11 protein-coding genes are annotated in these 16477 nt (G+C 68.8%); 8 read left to right on the top strand and 3 right to left on the bottom strand.

Features of this window, described 5'->3' with window-relative positions:
• Positions 1-74 precede the first annotated feature (74 nt).
• The gene (locus tag CSC64_RS06170; protein ID WP_162434452.1) at positions 75-2159 is read right to left on the bottom strand and encodes a phytase; all 2085 of its coding nucleotides are present in this window, start codon (positions 2157-2159) and stop codon (positions 75-77) included.
• Between the two features lie 225 nt (positions 2160-2384).
• Here CSC64_RS06170 and CSC64_RS06165 point away from each other — a divergent pair, with 225 nt between their 5' ends.
• Together CSC64_RS06165 and CSC64_RS06160 are read left to right on the top strand one after the other, a co-directional pair.
• The gene (locus tag CSC64_RS06165; RefSeq protein ID WP_162434451.1) at positions 2385-4916 is read left to right on the top strand and encodes a TonB-dependent receptor; all 2532 of its coding nucleotides are present in this window, start codon (positions 2385-2387) and stop codon (positions 4914-4916) included.
• Positions 4917-4985: 69 nt separating this feature from the next.
• Positions 4986-6287: a histidine-type phosphatase gene (locus CSC64_RS06160; protein ID WP_162434450.1), complete on the top strand. Its 1302-nt coding sequence runs from the start codon at positions 4986-4988 to the stop codon at positions 6285-6287.
• 110 nt (positions 6288-6397) lie between these two features.
• Here CSC64_RS06160 and iolG (CSC64_RS06155) read toward each other — a convergent pair whose 3' ends face one another.
• Positions 6398-7375, bottom strand: coding sequence for an inositol 2-dehydrogenase (gene iolG / locus CSC64_RS06155; protein WP_162434449.1), 978 nt, complete (start codon positions 7373-7375; stop codon positions 6398-6400).
• A gap of 10 nt (positions 7376-7385) precedes the next feature.
• Positions 7386-8372: an inositol 2-dehydrogenase gene (gene iolG, locus CSC64_RS06150; protein WP_202922325.1), complete on the bottom strand. Its 987-nt coding sequence runs from the start codon at positions 8370-8372 to the stop codon at positions 7386-7388.
• A 137-nt stretch (positions 8373-8509) separates the two neighbouring features.
• Here iolG (CSC64_RS06150) and CSC64_RS06145 point away from each other — a divergent pair, with 137 nt between their 5' ends.
• The 6 genes from CSC64_RS06145 (at position 8510) to CSC64_RS06120 (ending at position 16458) form a co-directional block, all read left to right on the top strand.
• Positions 8510-9397 carry a MurR/RpiR family transcriptional regulator gene (locus tag CSC64_RS06145; protein ID WP_162434448.1) on the top strand — a complete coding sequence of 296 codons (888 nt, stop codon included), beginning with the start codon at positions 8510-8512 and terminating at the stop codon, positions 9395-9397.
• A gap of 82 nt (positions 9398-9479) precedes the next feature.
• Positions 9480-11396, top strand: a complete 1917-nt coding sequence (locus CSC64_RS06140) for a bifunctional 5-dehydro-2-deoxygluconokinase/5-dehydro-2-deoxyphosphogluconate aldolase (RefSeq protein WP_162434447.1) — start codon at positions 9480-9482, stop codon at positions 11394-11396.
• 4 nt (positions 11397-11400) lie between these two features.
• Positions 11401-13245, top strand: coding sequence for a 3D-(3,5/4)-trihydroxycyclohexane-1,2-dione acylhydrolase (decyclizing) (gene iolD / locus CSC64_RS06135; protein WP_162434446.1), 1845 nt, complete (start codon positions 11401-11403; stop codon positions 13243-13245).
• Positions 13242-14132, top strand: coding sequence for a myo-inosose-2 dehydratase (gene iolE / locus CSC64_RS06130; RefSeq protein WP_162434445.1), 891 nt, complete (start codon positions 13242-13244; stop codon positions 14130-14132). The genes iolD and iolE overlap by 4 nt, the downstream gene beginning before the upstream one ends.
• Positions 14129-14938 carry a 5-deoxy-glucuronate isomerase gene (iolB, locus tag CSC64_RS06125; protein ID WP_162434444.1) on the top strand — a complete coding sequence of 270 codons (810 nt, stop codon included), beginning with the start codon at positions 14129-14131 and terminating at the stop codon, positions 14936-14938. Before iolE ends, iolB begins: the two co-directional genes overlap by 4 nt.
• Before the next feature lie 20 nt (positions 14939-14958).
• The gene (locus CSC64_RS06120) at positions 14959-16458 is read left to right on the top strand and encodes a CoA-acylating methylmalonate-semialdehyde dehydrogenase (RefSeq protein WP_162434443.1); all 1500 of its coding nucleotides are present in this window, start codon (positions 14959-14961) and stop codon (positions 16456-16458) included.
• Positions 16459-16477 lie beyond the last annotated feature (19 nt).

The following is a 16477-nucleotide window of genomic DNA, read 5'->3' as shown; positions in this document are numbered from 1 at the left end:
CGGCAATCGCGACGGCGTCGCGATGCGGCAACCGGAACGGGCGCGTGGCCTGGGCCACGCGCCCGCCGGCCCGGTCAGCGCATCTCCAGGCCCAGCGCCTTGGCGATGTCTTCCCAGGAAACGTACTTGTAGTTCTGGTTTTCCACCGGCATGACGTTGCGCCCGTCCTGGGCGATCATCGCGCCGTGCTCGAAGCCAGGGCCGAGGTTGCGGCTGGTGACTTCCAGGCCGTCGGTCTCGGAGATGCCGTCGATGCCGCGCGCCGGATCGGCGACCACCGCGAACGAGCCCAGGTATTCCTGCTTGCCTTCGCGACGGTAGACCGCATAGGTGTCGTTGCCCTGGCTGGAGAACACCAGGTAGCCCCGGCCATCGCCGAGGTCGTACATGCCGATGCCTTCCAGGTCGTCCTTCATCGCCGGGTTGTCGGCGACGCGGGCCACGGCGGTCTTCACATCGCCGCTGGCCGGATCGGCCGACATGCGCCACAGCGCGACGTCCTCCTCGTTGACGTAGAGCGTGCCGCTGGCGTCGTCGACCACGCAGCCTTCGGTCTGCGAATCGAAGGTCAGGTCGCGGACATGCTCGGCGCGGACCTTGCCGTCCGTGGTGGGCACCAGCCGCCACTGGCGCATGGCGGTGTCGTCGCCGTTGATGAACACATACGTGTCGCCGCTGCCGGCGGCGCGGTACATGCACAGGCCGTAGGGATCGCCCAGGCCGGTCGGCTGCACGCCGTCGGCGACGTTGACCAGCTGGCGCTTGTCGGTGTCCAGCACGTAGATGGCGATGCTCTTGTCGGTGCGGTTGCTGGAGGTGACCAGCACCACCGGTCGGCCGCCCAGGTCGAAGCCTTCGCGCAGGTCGACGTTGTTCATCTTGCCGTCGGGCAGGAACTGCACCACCTGGCCCTGCATGTCGTACACGTACAGGCCGGCTTTCTTGTCGGTGGCAATGACCAGGCTGCGCGACGGATCGGTCGGATGCGCCCAGATCGCCGGGTCGTCGGCCGCATCGCCATAGCTGCCGGCCGGCACGGTTTCCACGCGCGCGGTCACCGCGGCCACCTTCGGCGGCGCGGCCGCCGGCACGGGCTTGCCCGGATCCAGGCCCAGCGCCTTGCCGATCGCGGCCAGCGAAACCAGCTTGGTGTTCGCGCCGTCCTCGTCGTTGACCAGCAGCACGCCGGCGGGGAAGTCGGTACCCAGCGGCCGGCTGTCGGCGAACAGCAGGCCCGGTTCCTTCACCGCTTCGGCGTCCTGGCCGGGAGCGGAGACCTGGAAGCTGCCCAGGTAGGCACCGTCCTTGGCGCGGTCGTAGATGTTGATGCGGCCGGCGGTGGCATCGGAGGCGAACAGCCACTGGTGGCCCTCGCCGCCGTCGTGCACGGCCAGGCCGGACACTTCCTCTTCGATGTGGCCCAGTCGCGGCGCGTCGATCAGCGTGGCCGACACGTCGGCCTCCGGATCGGCGTTGAAGCGCCAGATGCCGACTGCTTCCTCGGAAGCGAACACATGGCCGTTGGTGTCGACCACGCACTGCTTGAGCGGGGAGGGCAGGCTGATGCGGCGCACCGGCCGGGCGTCGAGCTTGCCGTCGCCGGCGTCGAAGATCACCTGCTGATCCACCTCGCCGCCGTCGCCGACGATGAACGCATGCAGCGAGCCGTCCAGCCGGTGCTGGTACAGGCAGATGCCTTCGCCGGCGAAGCCCAGCGGCAGCGGACGCGCGCCGACCTCGACCAGGCCTTCGCCGGTGCGCTGGAACAGCCGCAGGAAATTGCCGGTCGTATCCACGGCAGCCACGACATCGGCCACGCGGCCGCCGCCCAGGCGCACGCCACTGGCGATATCCAGCGCGGCGACTTCGCCGGCGGCGGTGGTGGCCACGCGCTTGCCGTCGACGCCGTAGGTTTCCAGGCCGCCCAGGGCGGCGGTGGCGATCAGCTGCGCGCGCGCCGGATCGGCGTCGTCGCGGACCAGGATGGCCGCGTTGGTCTCGCCGCTGGCGGTCGGCTCGGTCTGCGTGGTGGCCGGAACGAGAGTCGCGGCGGCAGTCCTGTCCGCGCCTGCGGCCCCCTCCTGCGACCGGCAGCCGGCGACGAATGGCAGCGCGAGCGCGGCCGCGATGCCGAAGGCAAGGGCGTGCTTGGATTTCATCAGGTCTCCTCCCCGTAGAGCGCCGCGTCGGGCGTGCGGCCACCTTACAGGGCGATTTCGGCGATTTGCAAGAGAAATTCTAAGACTGTTGCAAAATAGAATTTTTGTTCGTAATCTGCTCCCGCAGCCTCCGGTCCGGCGGTATTGCACGGGCTCGCGGCCGTTGTCCTTGGGAGGGACTCGACGATGCGTAAGATCCGAAGGAATGCCTTGGCGGCATTCATATTGAGCAACCTTGCAGTCATGGCGGGCCAGGTATCGGCCCAGGATCCAAACAGTGCGGCAGCGGCAGACACCGACCCCACCCAGCTGGACACCGTGCAGGTGACCGGCCGACGGGCGGCGGATCGGGCGGCGATCGACGACAAGCGTTTCGCCGATGCACAGGTCGATGCGATCCGTTCCGACGACGTCGGCCGGCTGCCCGACCAGAACGTGGCCGAGGCGGTACGGCGCCTGCCCGGCGTCACCACCCAGAACGATCAGGGCGAAGGCCGTTACCTGACGGTGCGCGGCGTCTCGCCCGACCTGCTGAACGTGTCACTCAACGGCCAGACGGCGCCGGCACCGGAGCCGGATGGCCGGCAGGTGAAGCTGGACGACATTCCGTCGGCGCTGATCGGCGCGGTCACCGTGTCCAAGACGATCACCCCGGACATGGACGCCAACTCGATCGCCGGTGCGGTGAATATCGAAACCCTCAGTGCGTTTGATCGCCAGGGCAACTTCGGCAACCTGCGCGGCGCGTACGGGCACAACGACCTCAACAACTCCAATCCGTACGAGTTCGACGGCGCTTACGGCGGCCGCTTCGGCGCAGACGGGCAGTTCGGCGCGGTGGTGGCGCTGAACTATTCCGACCGCAAGATCGGAACGCAGAACGTACAGAACACCGGCGACTGGATCGAGGTCGACGACGAAATCGTCCCCGAAGGTCTGGACTTGCGCCAGTACAACACCAACCGCACGCGCAGTGGCGCGGTCGCCAACTTCGACTGGCGGCCCAACGACGACACCAGCATGTTCCTGCGCCTGATGTACTCCAAGTACGAGGACTCCGAGACCCGCGACCGGTTCTCGGTGGAATTCGACGAGGACGGCATCATCCCGCTCGGCCCGGATGGCGGAAACTTCACCGACGCCGAGGGCGCGCGCGCGCTGCGTACCCGCCAGGAGGACACCAGCACCTTCACGTCCTCGATCGGCGGCAAGTTCAAGTTCGACGACAGCGAGCTGCGCACCGAACTGACCTACTCGCGCGCCGACAAGCGCGACCCGCACCGCGACGAGTGGGGCTTCAAGCAGGGCGACGTGAGCGGCGAGTACAACCTGGTGCCCGACCCGTACCTGGTCGTGCCGTGGGGCGAGGATCCGTACGACGCCTCGCTGTACGAGCCGGACTTCTACGAGCCCGAGTCGCGTCGCGCCGTGGAGGACCTGTACCAGGCGCGCGTGGATTACATGATGCCGATCGCGATCGGCGACGGCTCGGACCTGCAGTTCGGCGCCAAGTACATCGACCGTCGCAAGACCAACGACCAGAACGGCGAGGCCTGGGAATACGATGACGGCGACCTGACCCTGGCCGATGTCGCAGGCAGGCCGATCGGCAGCATCTGGAACGGGCGCTATCGTTTCGGGCCGACGATCAACGGTCCGGCGGCCAATGCCTACTTCAATGCCAATACCGGCGAGTTCGAAGAGGACGAGGCAGGCACGTTGTCCGCCTCGCTGGCCGGCGATTTCCGCATCACCGAGAAGATCACCTCGGCCTACATCATGGGCCGGCTGCGCTACGGCGACGTGACCTGGATCCCCGGCGTGCGCATGGAGCACACCCAGGGTGATTACGCGGCCTATGCGTTCGACCTGGACAACGCGTCGCTGGACGATCCGTTCAACAGCTTTGGATCGCGCAGCTACACCGACTTCTTCCCGGGCCTGAACGTACGTTTCGACCCCAAGGAGAACCTGGTCGTGCGCGCCGCGGCGACCCGGGCGATCGGCCGGCCGAACTACGAGTCGCTGGCGCCGTTCGTGGAGATCGAGGATGCGAGCAGCTCCGAGCCGGAGGTATCGATGGGTAATCCGGACCTGAAGCCGCTGTACTCGAACAACTTCGACCTGTCGATCGAGTACTACGTCGGCAATCGCGGCCTGCTGTCGGCGGCGGTGTTCTACAAGGACATCGAGAACCCGATCTTCGAGTCGACCAACGGCGGGCAGGACGGCACGTTCGGCGGCATGGACCTGACCAATGCCGAAGTCAGCAGCTGGACCAATGCCGATTCGGCCAAGCTCAAGGGCCTGGAGCTCAACGCGCAGTACGAGCTCAGCTTCCTGCCGGCGCCATTCGACGGTTTCAGCGTGGGTGCCAACATGACGTTCTCCGATTCGGAGGCTTCGGGCATCCCCGATCGCGACGATACGCTGCCGCTGATCGACCAGTCCGACCGGGTCGCTTCGGCGCAGATCTCCTACGAGAAGTACGGTTTCTCGGCGCGCCTGGCCTATACCTACCGCTCCGAGCAGCTGATGGAAGTGGGCGGAGATCCCGGGGAAGACGTCTACCTGGATCGCCTGGACCAGTGGGATGCGCGCGTGGCCTACACCTTCGGTGAAGACCTGACCGTGTTCTTGGAGGGCAGCAACCTCAACGATGCGGCCATGCGCACCTACATGGGCTACCGCGACCGGCTGGGCGAGACGGAGATCTACGGCGCCACTGTCCGCCTGGGCCTGCAATACAAGTTCTGACGCTCCCCGCGTGCTGATGTGCTTGCGGCGGCCCTGCGGGGCCGCCGGTTTTGTCCGGAGTCGCATAACATGAAGACCATCCCCTTGCTGCGCGGCCTGTTGGCCGCGTCCGTCGTGGCGGCGATCGCCGGCTGTACCGACCGCGGCGCGCAGGCGCCGCAGGCGCAGGCCGACGCACCGGCCGCCGTCGATGCCGCCGAAGCGCAGGAACCGCTCAAGCTCGATCGCGTGGTGATGCTGATGCGCCACGGCGTGCGCCCACCGACCAAGGCCAAGGTGGCGCCCGATGGCGTCGCCGACCAGCCCTGGCCGGCGTGGCCGGTCGAGTTCGGCCAGCTCACTCCGCACGGCTTCGACGCCGTGGAGCGGCTGGGCGCCTGGGACATCGCGCAATGGCGCCAGCGCGGGCTGCTGGCGTCCAACGGCTGTCCTGCGGCGGGCGACGTCGAAGTGGCGGCCAGTTCCAAACCGCGCACGCAGGACACCGCGCGCGCGCTGGTGGCCGGCATGTGGCCCGGCTGCGCAGTGGATATCGCTTTTCCTGCGAGTCCCGAAGCGGACGTGGAATTCCATCCACTGGATGCCGGCGCGATGCCGATCGATCCGGACGAGGCCTTGCGCGCGGTGCAGGCCATGGCGCCTGCCGGCGGGATGGAGGCCGAGCTGCGCGCGCAGGCGCCGCTGTTTGCGCTGCTGAACCAGGCGCTGGGTTGCGAGCCCGGCCAGGCCTGCGACATCTCGCGCATGACGCCGGGCATCGTGCGCAACGAGGACGACCGTCCCGACGTGGGCGATCCGTTCGGCCTGGCCTCCACCATCAGCCAGACCTTCCTGCTCGAGTACCTGGAAGGCAAGCCGATGGAGGAGGTGGCCTGGGGCCGGCTTACGCCGGAGCAGATCGGGCAGCTGCTGGAATTCCATTCCCTCAAGTTCCGCTACGAAGGGCGCGCGCCCTACGTGGCCGCGCGCGCGGCCTCACCGCTGGCCACGCGCATGCTGGCGGCGATGGAGGGCGGGCCGAGGCTGACGGTGCTGGTCGGCCACGACACCAACATCGCAGACCTGGGCGGGTTCCTGGACCTGCACTGGACCGTGCCCGGCTATCCGCGCGACGACCCGCCGCCGGGCGGTGCGCTCGGCTTCGAGGTGCTGTCCGATGCGAAGGGGCAGCAGTTCGTGCGCGCGTTCTACCGCTCGCAGACCATGCCGCAGGTGCGTGAACTGCAGGTGCTGGATGCCTCCAATCCGGCCGCGCACGAGTACCTGCCGATTCCCGGGTGCGCCGAACCCTGCAGTCTCGAACGCTTCGGCGAACTGGTCCGCGGCAGGTTGATCGCGCCGTTGCACGCCGCCGCCGAAGCCACGCATTGACGGAGGCGGGCTGGCCGCCCCGGCGTGACTTCTGCGGCGACATCTACTGCCACAAGAAAGAAGACCCGGCATTGCCGGGTCTTCTCATTCCCGCCAATGCAGCCCTGGACTCAGGGCTGCACGACCTTGCCGGTGCGCGCCGATTCGGCGGCCGCCTCGGCCAGCGCAAGTGCGGCCACGCCATCGACATAACCCACCGAAGGCTGCGCGCCGTCGAGGATATCGGCGAAGTGCTCCATCTCGCGGCGATACGCTTCGGCGTAGCGGTCGAGGAAGAAGTTCTGGAAGCGATCGGCCGCCGCGCCGCCTTCGCCCCATACCTGCACAGTGGATTCGGTGACGTTGTCGGCGCGGACCATGCCGGCCGAGGCGTAGGCCTCGATACGCTGGTCGTAGCCGAAGCCCGAACGCCGGCTGTTGGAGATCACGCACAGCTTGCCCGACGCGGTGCGCAGCAGGGTGCGGGCGGTGTCCACGTCGCCCAGCTTGCCGATTTCCGGATCGACCAGGCAGCTGCCGCTGGCAAACACCGCCACCGGCTCTTCGCCCAGCAGCCAGCGGGCCATGTCGAAGTCGTGGATGGCCATGTCCTTGAACAGGCCGCCGGAAATGGCGACATACGCAGGCGGCGGCGGCGAGGGATCGTTGGAGGTGATCTGCAGGGTTTCCAGGCTGCCGACGCTGCCGCCATCCAGGCGCGCCTTGAGCGCCTGGAAGTTGGGATCGAAGCGGCGGTTGAAGGCCAGCAGCAGGCGCGCGGCGGGCAGTTCGCGCGCGGCCGGGCGGGCCCGCGCCAGGTCCTGGTCGATCGGCTTCTCGCAGAACACCGCCTTGCCGGCCGCCGCGGCGCGCAGGCTGTACTCCAGGTGCGTATCGGTGGAACTGGCGATGATCACGCCGGCCACCGCCGGATCGGCCAGCGCCTGGTCCAGGGTGGTGACGGCGGTGTTCCATTCGGTGGCCAGCGCCTGGGCGGCCGCGTCCACCGGATCGACGATGCCGGCCAGGCGCAGGCGGGGATCGAGCGCCGCGTTGCGGGCGTGGATGCGGCCGATGCGGCCGGCGCCGATCAGGACGATGTCATGCATGGCGGTTCCTTCAGAGGAAGACGGGGGCGCCGGAGCGCACGGATTGCTGGCAGGCCTCGGCCAGCACGAGCGCGGCGATGCCATCGGCATAACCGACCTGCGGTTGCGCCTGCCCGCGCAGCACGCTGGCGAAGTGATCCAGCTGCAGCCGATAGGCCTCGCCGTAGCGCCGCGGGAAATCGGGCTGGATCGGCGCGCCTGCCGTGCCGCCATCGGTCAGCGCCAGCACGGTATCGGCCTGGACATTGCCGGCCGCCAGCATGCCGCCGGAGCCGCAGGCCTCGATCCGCTGGTCGTAGCCATAGCCACTGCGGCGGGTGTTGGAGATCACGCACAACCGGCCGCTGGGCGTGCGCAGCAGGGTGCGCGCGGTATCCACGTCGCCGAGCCGGCCGATTTCCGGGTCCACCAGGCAGCTGGCCAGGGCGAACACCTCGCTGGGCTCCTCGCCCAGCAGCCAGCGGGCCATGTCCAGGTCATGGATCGTGAAGTCCTTGAACAGCCCGCCGCTGGTGGGAACGAAGCCTGGCGGCGGGGCGGCCGGATCGTGGTTGACGATGTGCAGCGTCTCCAGAACGCCGATCTCGCCGCCGAGCAGGCGCTGCCGCAGCGCACGGAAGTGCGGGTCGAAGCGCCGGTTGAAGCCGAGCTGGAAGCGGGCGCCTGCGAATTCCGGCGCCGCCCCGCGGACCTTGTCCAGGTCCAGGTCGATGGGCTTTTCGCAGAACACCGCCTTGCCGGCGCGCACCGCGGCCAGCGCGTGCTGCAGGTGCTGGTCGGTGGAGCTGCAGACCAGTACGCCGGCCACCGACGGGTCGGCCAGGGCCTGTTCCAGCGGCGCGACCTGCGCGTCGAAGCGGCCGGCCATGGCGGCGGCGGCCTCCGGGCGCGGGTCGACCACGTACTTCAGGCGCAGGGCCGGGTGGGTGGCGGCATTGGTCCCATGGACCTGTCCCATCCTGCCGGCGCCGATCAGCGCGACATCGATTCGCTCCACAATGCCCTCCACGGCGCTGGATGCAGCAGATAGAATATTTGTTCTTTTTTGGAATGCAAATAGAATTTACACTGCCCGTAGCGAGCGACCACCCGGCCGGACCGCTCCTGACCCCCGCGAACCGCAAGGAGCCCCGCATGACCCAGCGCAATGTCCCGCCCGCGACCGCAGAGGAATTGCGCTCGGCGATCCTCGAGCAGTACGAGGAGCTGAGCAAACGACTCAAGCAGATCGCGCGCTACGTGCTGGACGAGCCCAGCGCGGTGGCGCTGGAAACGGTGGCGGTGCTGGCCGAGCGCACCGAGGTGCAGCCGTCGGCGATCGTGCGCTTCGCCAAGCATTTCGGCTTCGATGGTGCCAGCCAGATGCAGCGGCTGTTCGTCGACGGCCTGCTCGGCAGCGCCCAGCAGGGTTACGGCGAGCGCGTGCGCGAGTTCACCCAGGCGGTGGACAACAAGGCTGTCGGCGATCCGGGGCAGGTGCTGGCAGAGTTCGTCGAGGGCAACACGCTGGCGCTGGAAAACCTGGCCAAGATGGTCAGCCGCGACGAGCTGGCCCGCGCGGTCAAGTTGCTGGTCCAGGCCGAGACGGTGTTCATCGCCGGCTTCCGCCGATCCTTCGCGGTGGCTTCGTACCTGGCCTATTCGCTGCACCAGGCCGACAAGCGCACGGTGCTGATCGACGGCATCGGCGGCATGGCGATGCAGCAGGCCCATGCGCTGTCCCCGCGCGACCTGCTGGTGGCGGTCAGCTACCACCCGTACGCCGAGGAAAGCGTGCAACTGGTGCACGCGGCCGCCGATCGCGGCTGCAAGGTGCTGTCGATCAGCGACAGCCTGGTCAGCCCGGTGGCCAAGCCGGCCACCCAGGTGCTGCAGGTGCGCGAGGCGGAGATCCGCAAGTTCCGCTCGCTGTCGGCGTCGATGTGCCTGGCCCAGGCCCTGGTGATCTCGTACGCGTTCGCTACGACCGGCGGCGGCACCCCGGCCCGCGGGGCGAAGAAGGCCGGTAAAAAAATGAAATGAATGTTGCGTTGGGATAAAAAATAGAATATACGTTACACGTGTCGTGGCGATGGTCGCCGCGCACGGGCAAGGGGCGGCCTGCATGGCGGCGGAGCGACAACTGGACCTGATCACGATCGGCCGGTCCTGCATCGACCTCTATGGCGAGCAGATCGGCGGACGGCTGGAGGACATGGCGTCCTTCGCCAAGTACATCGGCGGCAGCCCGACCAATACCGCGGTCGGGGCGTCACGCCTGGGCCTGCGCAGCGGCCTGCTGACCCGGGTCGGCGCCGACCACTTCGGCCGTTTCATCCGCGAGCAACTCGCGCGCGAAGGCGTGGTCACCGCCGGCGTTCTGGAGGACCCGTCGCGGCTGACCGCGCTGGTGTTCCTGGGCATCCGCGACCCGGAAACCTTCCCGCTGATCTTCTACCGCGAGAACTGCGCGGACATGGCGCTGGAAGCCGGCGACGTGGACGAGGCCTTCATCCGCTCGGCCGGTGCGGTGCTGATCAACGGCACCCACCTGTCGCGCGACAACGTCTTCGATGCGTGCCTGCGTGCCTGCACGATCGCCCGCGCCAATGGCGCGCGCGTGGTGTTCGACATCGATTACCGGCCGGTCCTGTGGGGACTGACCCGCAAGGACATGGGTGAGAACCGCTTCGTCGCCGATGCCGGTGTCACCGCGCGCCTGCAGCAGGTACTGCCGCTGTGCGACCTGATCGTGGGCACCGAGGAAGAGGTGCACATCCTCGGCGGGACCACCGACACGATCGCTGCGTTACGCGCGATCCGCGAGAAATCCGATGCGCTGCTGGTGTGCAAGCGCGGACCACTGGGCTGCGTCGCCTTCCCCGCGCAGGTGCCCGACCGCCTGGAGCAGGGCGTGGTCGGTCGCGGCTTCAGTGTGGAGGTGTTCAACGTGCTTGGCGCCGGCGATGCGTTCATGGCCGGCTTCCTGCGTGGATGGCTGCGCGATGAGCCGCTGGAGCAGTCGTGCAGCTACGCCAATGCCTGCGGGGCGATCGTGGTGTCGCGGCACGGCTGCTCGCCGGCGATGCCGACCTGGGACGAGCTGCAGCAGTTCCTGGCCAGCACCCATCCGCATCGCCTGCGCGATGACCTGGCGCTGGAACAGACCCATTGGGCCACCACCCGCGTGGGCGACTGGCCGCACCTGACCGTGCTGGCGATGGACCATCGCAGCCAGTTCGAGGCGCTGTGCGAACAGACCGGCGCCGACCCGGCGCTGATCCCGCGGTTCAAGGCGCTGGCGCTCAAGGCGGTCGACCGGCTGGCCGGCGGAGACCCCGGGTTCGGCCTGCTGCTCGATGGTCGCTTCGGCATGCGCGGGCTGGAGGCGGCGGCCGATCATCCGTACTGGATCGGCCGGCCGATCGAACTGCCCGGCTCGTGCCCGCTCGAGTTCGAAAGCAGCCCGGACGTGGCCACCGAGCTGTCGACCTGGCCGGCCAACCACGTGGTCAAGTGCCTGGTGTTCTACCACCCGGACGATCCGGCCGACCTGCGCGAGCGCCAGGAGCGCCAGCTGCTGCGGCTGCACGACGCCGCGCGCCAGACCCGCCACGAGCTGCTGGTGGAGATCATCGCTTCGCGCAATGGCGTGGTGGACGATGCCACGGTCGCCCGCGCCATGCAGCGCATGTACGATCTGGGCATGCGTCCGGACTGGTGGAAGCTGGAGCCCAACGACAGCGCCCGCGCCTGGCGCAACATCGAGGCGGGGATCGCCGCCAACGATCCGCGCTGCCGCGGCGTGGTGCTGCTGGGCCTGTCGGCGCCGGAAGACGAACTGATCGCCTCGTTCCAGGCCGCCGCGTCGGTGCCGGTGGTCAAGGGCTTTGCGGTCGGTCGCACGATCTTCGCCGACGCCGCCGAGCGCTGGCTGACCGGCAAGATCGACGATGAGGCTGCGATCGAGGACCTGGCGCGCCGCTTCAGCGTGCTGGTCGATGCCTGGCGTGCGGCCAAGGCGAACCAGGGAGCCCGCTGACGGCATGGACAGGATCCGACTCACCGCCGCGCAGGCGACCGTGCGCTGGCTGGCGGCCCAGCAGGTGGAGGTCGATGGTGCGCGCGTGCCGTATTTCGCCGGCGCCTGGGCGATCTTCGGCCACGGCAATGTCGCAGGCCTGGGCGAGGCGCTGTATGCGCACCGCGATGTGCTGCCGACCTTGCGCGCGCACAACGAGCAGGGCATGGCGCATGCCGCGGTGGCCTACGCCAAGCAGATGCGCCGGCAACGGGCGATGGTATGCACCAGCTCGATCGGGCCGGGCGCGACCAACATGGTCACCGCTGCGGCCGTGGCGCATGTGAACCGCCTGCCGGTGTTGTTCCTGCCCGGCGACGTCTATGCCAGCCGGCGCCCGGATCCGGTGCTGCAGCAGGTGGAGAACTTCGCCGACGGCACCGTGTCGGCCAACGACTGCTTCCGCCCGGTCTCGCGCTATTTCGACCGCATCATGCGGCCCGAGCAGATCCTGGATGCGCTGCCCAAGGCGATGGCCGTGCTGCGCGATCCGGCGGCCTGCGGTCCGGCGACCCTGGCGTTCTGCCAGGACGTGCAGGCCGAGGCGTTCGACTATCCGGTGGAATTCTTCGCGCCGCGCTTCTGGCCCACGCGGCGTCCGCCGCCGGATGCAGCCGAACTCGACGCGCTGGTCGCTGCCATCCGCACAGCGAAGCGTCCGTTGCTGGTCGCCGGCGGCGGCGTGCTCTACAGCCTGGCCGAAGGCGAACTGGCCGCGCTGGCCGATGCCACCGGCCTGCCGGTCGCCGAAACGCAGGCTGGCAAGGGCGGCTTGCCCTGGGACCATCCGCGCAACCTGGGTTCGATTGGCGTCACCGGATCCAGCGCCGCCAACGCTGCGGCGCAATCGGCCGATGTCGTGGTCGGCCTGGGTACGCGCCTGCAGGATTTCACCACGGGCTCGCGCAGCCTGTTCCCGGACGCGCGCCTGTTCCAGGTGAACCTGCAGCCGTTCGATGCGCACAAGCACGGCGCCGTGCCCGTGGTGGGCGATGCGCACGTGGTGCTCGCCGCGCTGCGCGAACGGTTGGCCGGCTGGCACGTGGCGCAGGGCGTGCAGGACATCGATGCCGGTGAACTGTCGCGCTGGAACGCGAACGTGCAGGCGGCCACCGCCGGCGCGGCCGACATGCGGCTGCCCAGCGACGCGCAGGTGATCGGCGCGGTACAGGCGAGCGTGGGCGATGACGCGGTGGTGGTCTGCGCCGCCGGCGGCCTGCCGGGCGAGCTGCACAAGCTGTGGCGCTGCGCCCGACCGGGCGGCTACCACTTGGAGTACGGCTACTCGTGCATGGGTTACGAGATCGCCGGCGCGCTGGGGGTGAAGCTGGCGCAACCCGACCGGCAGGTCGTGGTCATGGTCGGTGACGGCAGCTACCTGATGATGAATTCGGAGCTGAGCACCTCGGTGATGCTCGGCCTCAACCTGGTCGTGGTGGTGCTGGACAACCGCGGCTTCGGCTGCATCAACCGGTTGCAGCACGCCACCGGCGGGGCGGGCTTCAACAACCTGCTGGCCGACAGTGCGCACGAGACGCTGCCGGCGATCGATTTCGCCGCGCACGCGCGCAGCCTGGGAGCCGACGCCGAGCACGTGGGCACCCTCGGGGAACTGCGCGCGGCACTCGGGCGCGCGCGTGCGGCGGACCGCACGCACGTGGTGGTCATCGATACCGATCCGCGCAAGACCACCGAAGCCGGCGGCTGGTGGTGGGATGTGGCCGTGCCGGAAGTCTCCGCGCGCGCTGAAGTCAACGAAGCGCGCCGTGCCTACGAGGCCGGCGCGCGCATGAAACGGGACCTGTCATGAGCATACGTTTTGGTGTGAGCCCCATTGCCTGGGCCAATGACGACATGCCCGAGCTGGGCGGCGACACACCGCTGGAGGACATCCTGCGCGACATCCAGGAAGTAGGCTTCGAGGGCGTGGAGCTGGGCGGGAAGTTCCCGCGCGATCCGGCCACCCTCAAGGCGCTGCTCGCGCGCTACCGGCTGGACCTGATCGGCGGCTGGTACAGCGGTTCGCTGCTGGTCCAGGACGCGCAGGCCGAGATCGCCGCGATGCAGGACCACCTGGCCCTGCTCAAGGCGCTGGGCAGCACCGTGTTCGTGTTCGCCGAGACCAGCAATGCGGTCCACGGCAATCGCGGTGTCGCGCTGTCCGACACGCCACGCCTGCCGGCAGCGGGTTGGGCGGAATTCGGCCAGCGCCTGACCCAGGTCGCCGACTACGTGCGTTCCCAGGGAATCAGGTTCGCCTATCACCACCACCTGGGCACGGTGGTCGAGCGCGGCGAAGACCTGGATGCCTTCATCGCCCACACCGGCCCATCGGTCGGCCTGACCGTGGACACGGGCCACGCCGCGCTCGGCGGCATCGATGCGTTGAAGGTCATTCGCGAACATCCCGGCCGCGTGGCGCATGTGCATTGCAAGGACGTGCGTGGCGCGACCTTCGACAAGGTCGTGCAGGACCGCGCCAGTTTCCTCGATGGTGTGCTGGCCGGGATGTTCACCGTACCCGGCGACGGCGGGCTGGATTACGCACAGGTGATGGCCGAGCTCAAGCGCATCGACTATTCGGGCTGGATCGTGATCGAGGCCGAGCAGGATCCTGCACTGGCCGATCCGCGCACCTACGCCGAGCTCGGGCTGCGCACGCTGCGCAACGAGGCGTCGAAGGCGGGCCTGCAATGAACGGCTCGCTGCGCGTGCGCCCGCATGCGCCGGATGCCGACGGCACGGTGCTGGCGGTCACCCCCGCCAGCGCGGGGTGGGACCATGTCGGCTTCCGCGTGGTGAAGCTGGACGACGGGCAGTCGTATTCCGGCGGCGAGCCGGGCAGGGAAGCCTGCCTGGTGCTGGTGGCCGGCAGTGCCGACATCATCGCCGCCGACAGTCGCTTCGACGGACTGGGTGGGCGCGCCTCGCCGTTCGAGGACCGCGCGCCGGGCGCGGTCTACGTGCCCGCCGGTGTCGCTTACACGGTCACCGCGCGTGGCGCGGTCGAGCTGGCGGTGTGCACCGCGCCCGGCACCGGTGACGGCGAAGTCCGCGCGATCGATGCGGCGCGCATGTCGCGCGAAACGCGTGGCGGCGGCACCAACACCCGCTACGTGCGCAACATCCTGCCCGAGGGCGAGCCGGCGCAGAGCCTGCTGGTGGTGGAGGTGATCACCCCCGGCGGCCACTGGTCCAGCTATCCGCCTCACAAGCACGATACGGCCACCGTCGGCGAGGAAACGCTGCTGGAGGAGACCTATTACCACCGGCTGCAGCCGCCGCAGGGTTTCGCGTTCCAGCGCGTCTATACCGATGACCGCTCCATCGACCAGGCCGTGGCGGTGGAGGATGGCGATGTGGTGATGGTGCCGCGCGGCTACCACCCGGTCGGCGCCCCGCACGGCTACGACCTGTACTACCTCAACGTGATGGCGGGGCCCGAGCGCCGCTGGATCTTCCGCAACGACCCGGCGCACGACTGGATCGTGCGCAAGGGCTGAATCAGCAAGGCAGGCACGACATGCGCAATATCGACCATTTCATCGACGGACGCCGCGTCGCGGGTACTTCGGGCCGGCACGGCGATGTGTTCGACCCCAACAGCGGCCAGGTGCAGGCGCACGTGGCCCTGGCCAACACGGCCGAGCTGGATCGCGCCGTGCAGAGTGCCGTACTCGCCCAGCGTGGCTGGGCAAAGGTCAATCCGCAGCGGCGCGCACGGGTGATGTTCGAATTCAAGCGCCTGCTCGAGGTGCACATGGACGAGCTGGCGGCGCTGCTGTCCAGCGAGCATGGCAAGGTCCACGGCGATTCGCGGGGCGACATCCAACGCGGGCTGGAGGTGATCGAGTTCGCCTGCGGCATCCCGCATCTGCTCAAGGGCGAGTACACCCAGGGCGCCGGCCCGGGCATCGACGTGTACTCGATGCGGCAGCCGCTGGGCGTGGTCGCCGGCATCACTCCGTTCAACTTCCCGGCGATGATCCCGATGTGGATGTTCGGCCCGGCCATCGCCGCCGGCAACGCCTTCATCCTCAAGCCGTCCGAACGCGATCCGTCGGTGCCGCTGCGCCTGGCCGAGCTGATGATCGAGGCCGGCCTGCCCGAGGGCGTACTCAATGTCGTGCACGGCGACAAGGACGTGGTCGAGGCGATCCTCAAGCACCCGCAGATCCGTGCGGTGAGTTTCGTCGGGTCTTCCGACATCGCACAGTCGGTGTATGCGCTGGGCGCCCAGCACGGCAAGCGCGTGCAGTGCATGGGCGGGGCCAAGAACCACGGCATCGTCCTGCCCGACGCCGACCTGGACCAGGCGGTGGCCGACATCCTCGGCGCCGCCTACGGTTCGGCCGGCGAGCGTTGCATGGCGCTGCCGGTGGTGGTGCCAGTGGGCGAGGCCACCGCGCAGGCGCTGCGCGAGAAGCTGGTCGCGCGAATTCCGGACCTGCGCGTGGGCGTGTCCAGCGATCCGCAGGCGCAGTTCGGGCCGGTGGTGACCGCCGCGCACCGCGCGCGCATCGAACAGTACATCCAGATGGGCGTGGACGAGGGCGCCGAACTGGTGGTCGACGGGCGCGGCTTCCGCCTGCCAGGGCATGGGGACGGCTTCTTCCTCGGACCCAGCCTGTTCGACCGGGTCACCGACAAGATGACCACTTACCGCGAAGAGATCTTCGGCCCGGTGCTGCAGATCGTGCGCGCCGACAGCTTCGAGCAGGCGCTGGCGCTGCCCAGCCAGCACCAGTACGGCAACGGCGTGACGATCTTCACCCGCAACGGCGACGCGGCGCGCGAGTTCGCCGAGCAGGTCGAGGTGGGCATGGTCGGCATCAACGTGCCGATCCCGGTACCGGTGGCGTACCACAGCTTCGGCGGCTGGAAGCGTTCGGGCTTCGGCGACCTGAACCAGTACGGCCAGGATGGCGTGCGCTTCTTCACCCGCACCAAGACTGTGACCCAGCGCTGGCCGCGCGGCGGCGCGGTGGCCGACCAGAGTTTCGTGATACCGACCATGCGCTGACTGACTTTGCTTGGCCCTG

This window comes from Pseudoxanthomonas koreensis (genome assembly GCF_010093225.1).
Lineage (GTDB): Bacteria > Pseudomonadota > Gammaproteobacteria > Xanthomonadales > Xanthomonadaceae > Pseudoxanthomonas > Pseudoxanthomonas koreensis.
The sequence above is the reverse complement of the archived record's forward strand: the minus strand, read 5'-3'. Positions and strand labels throughout refer to the sequence as shown.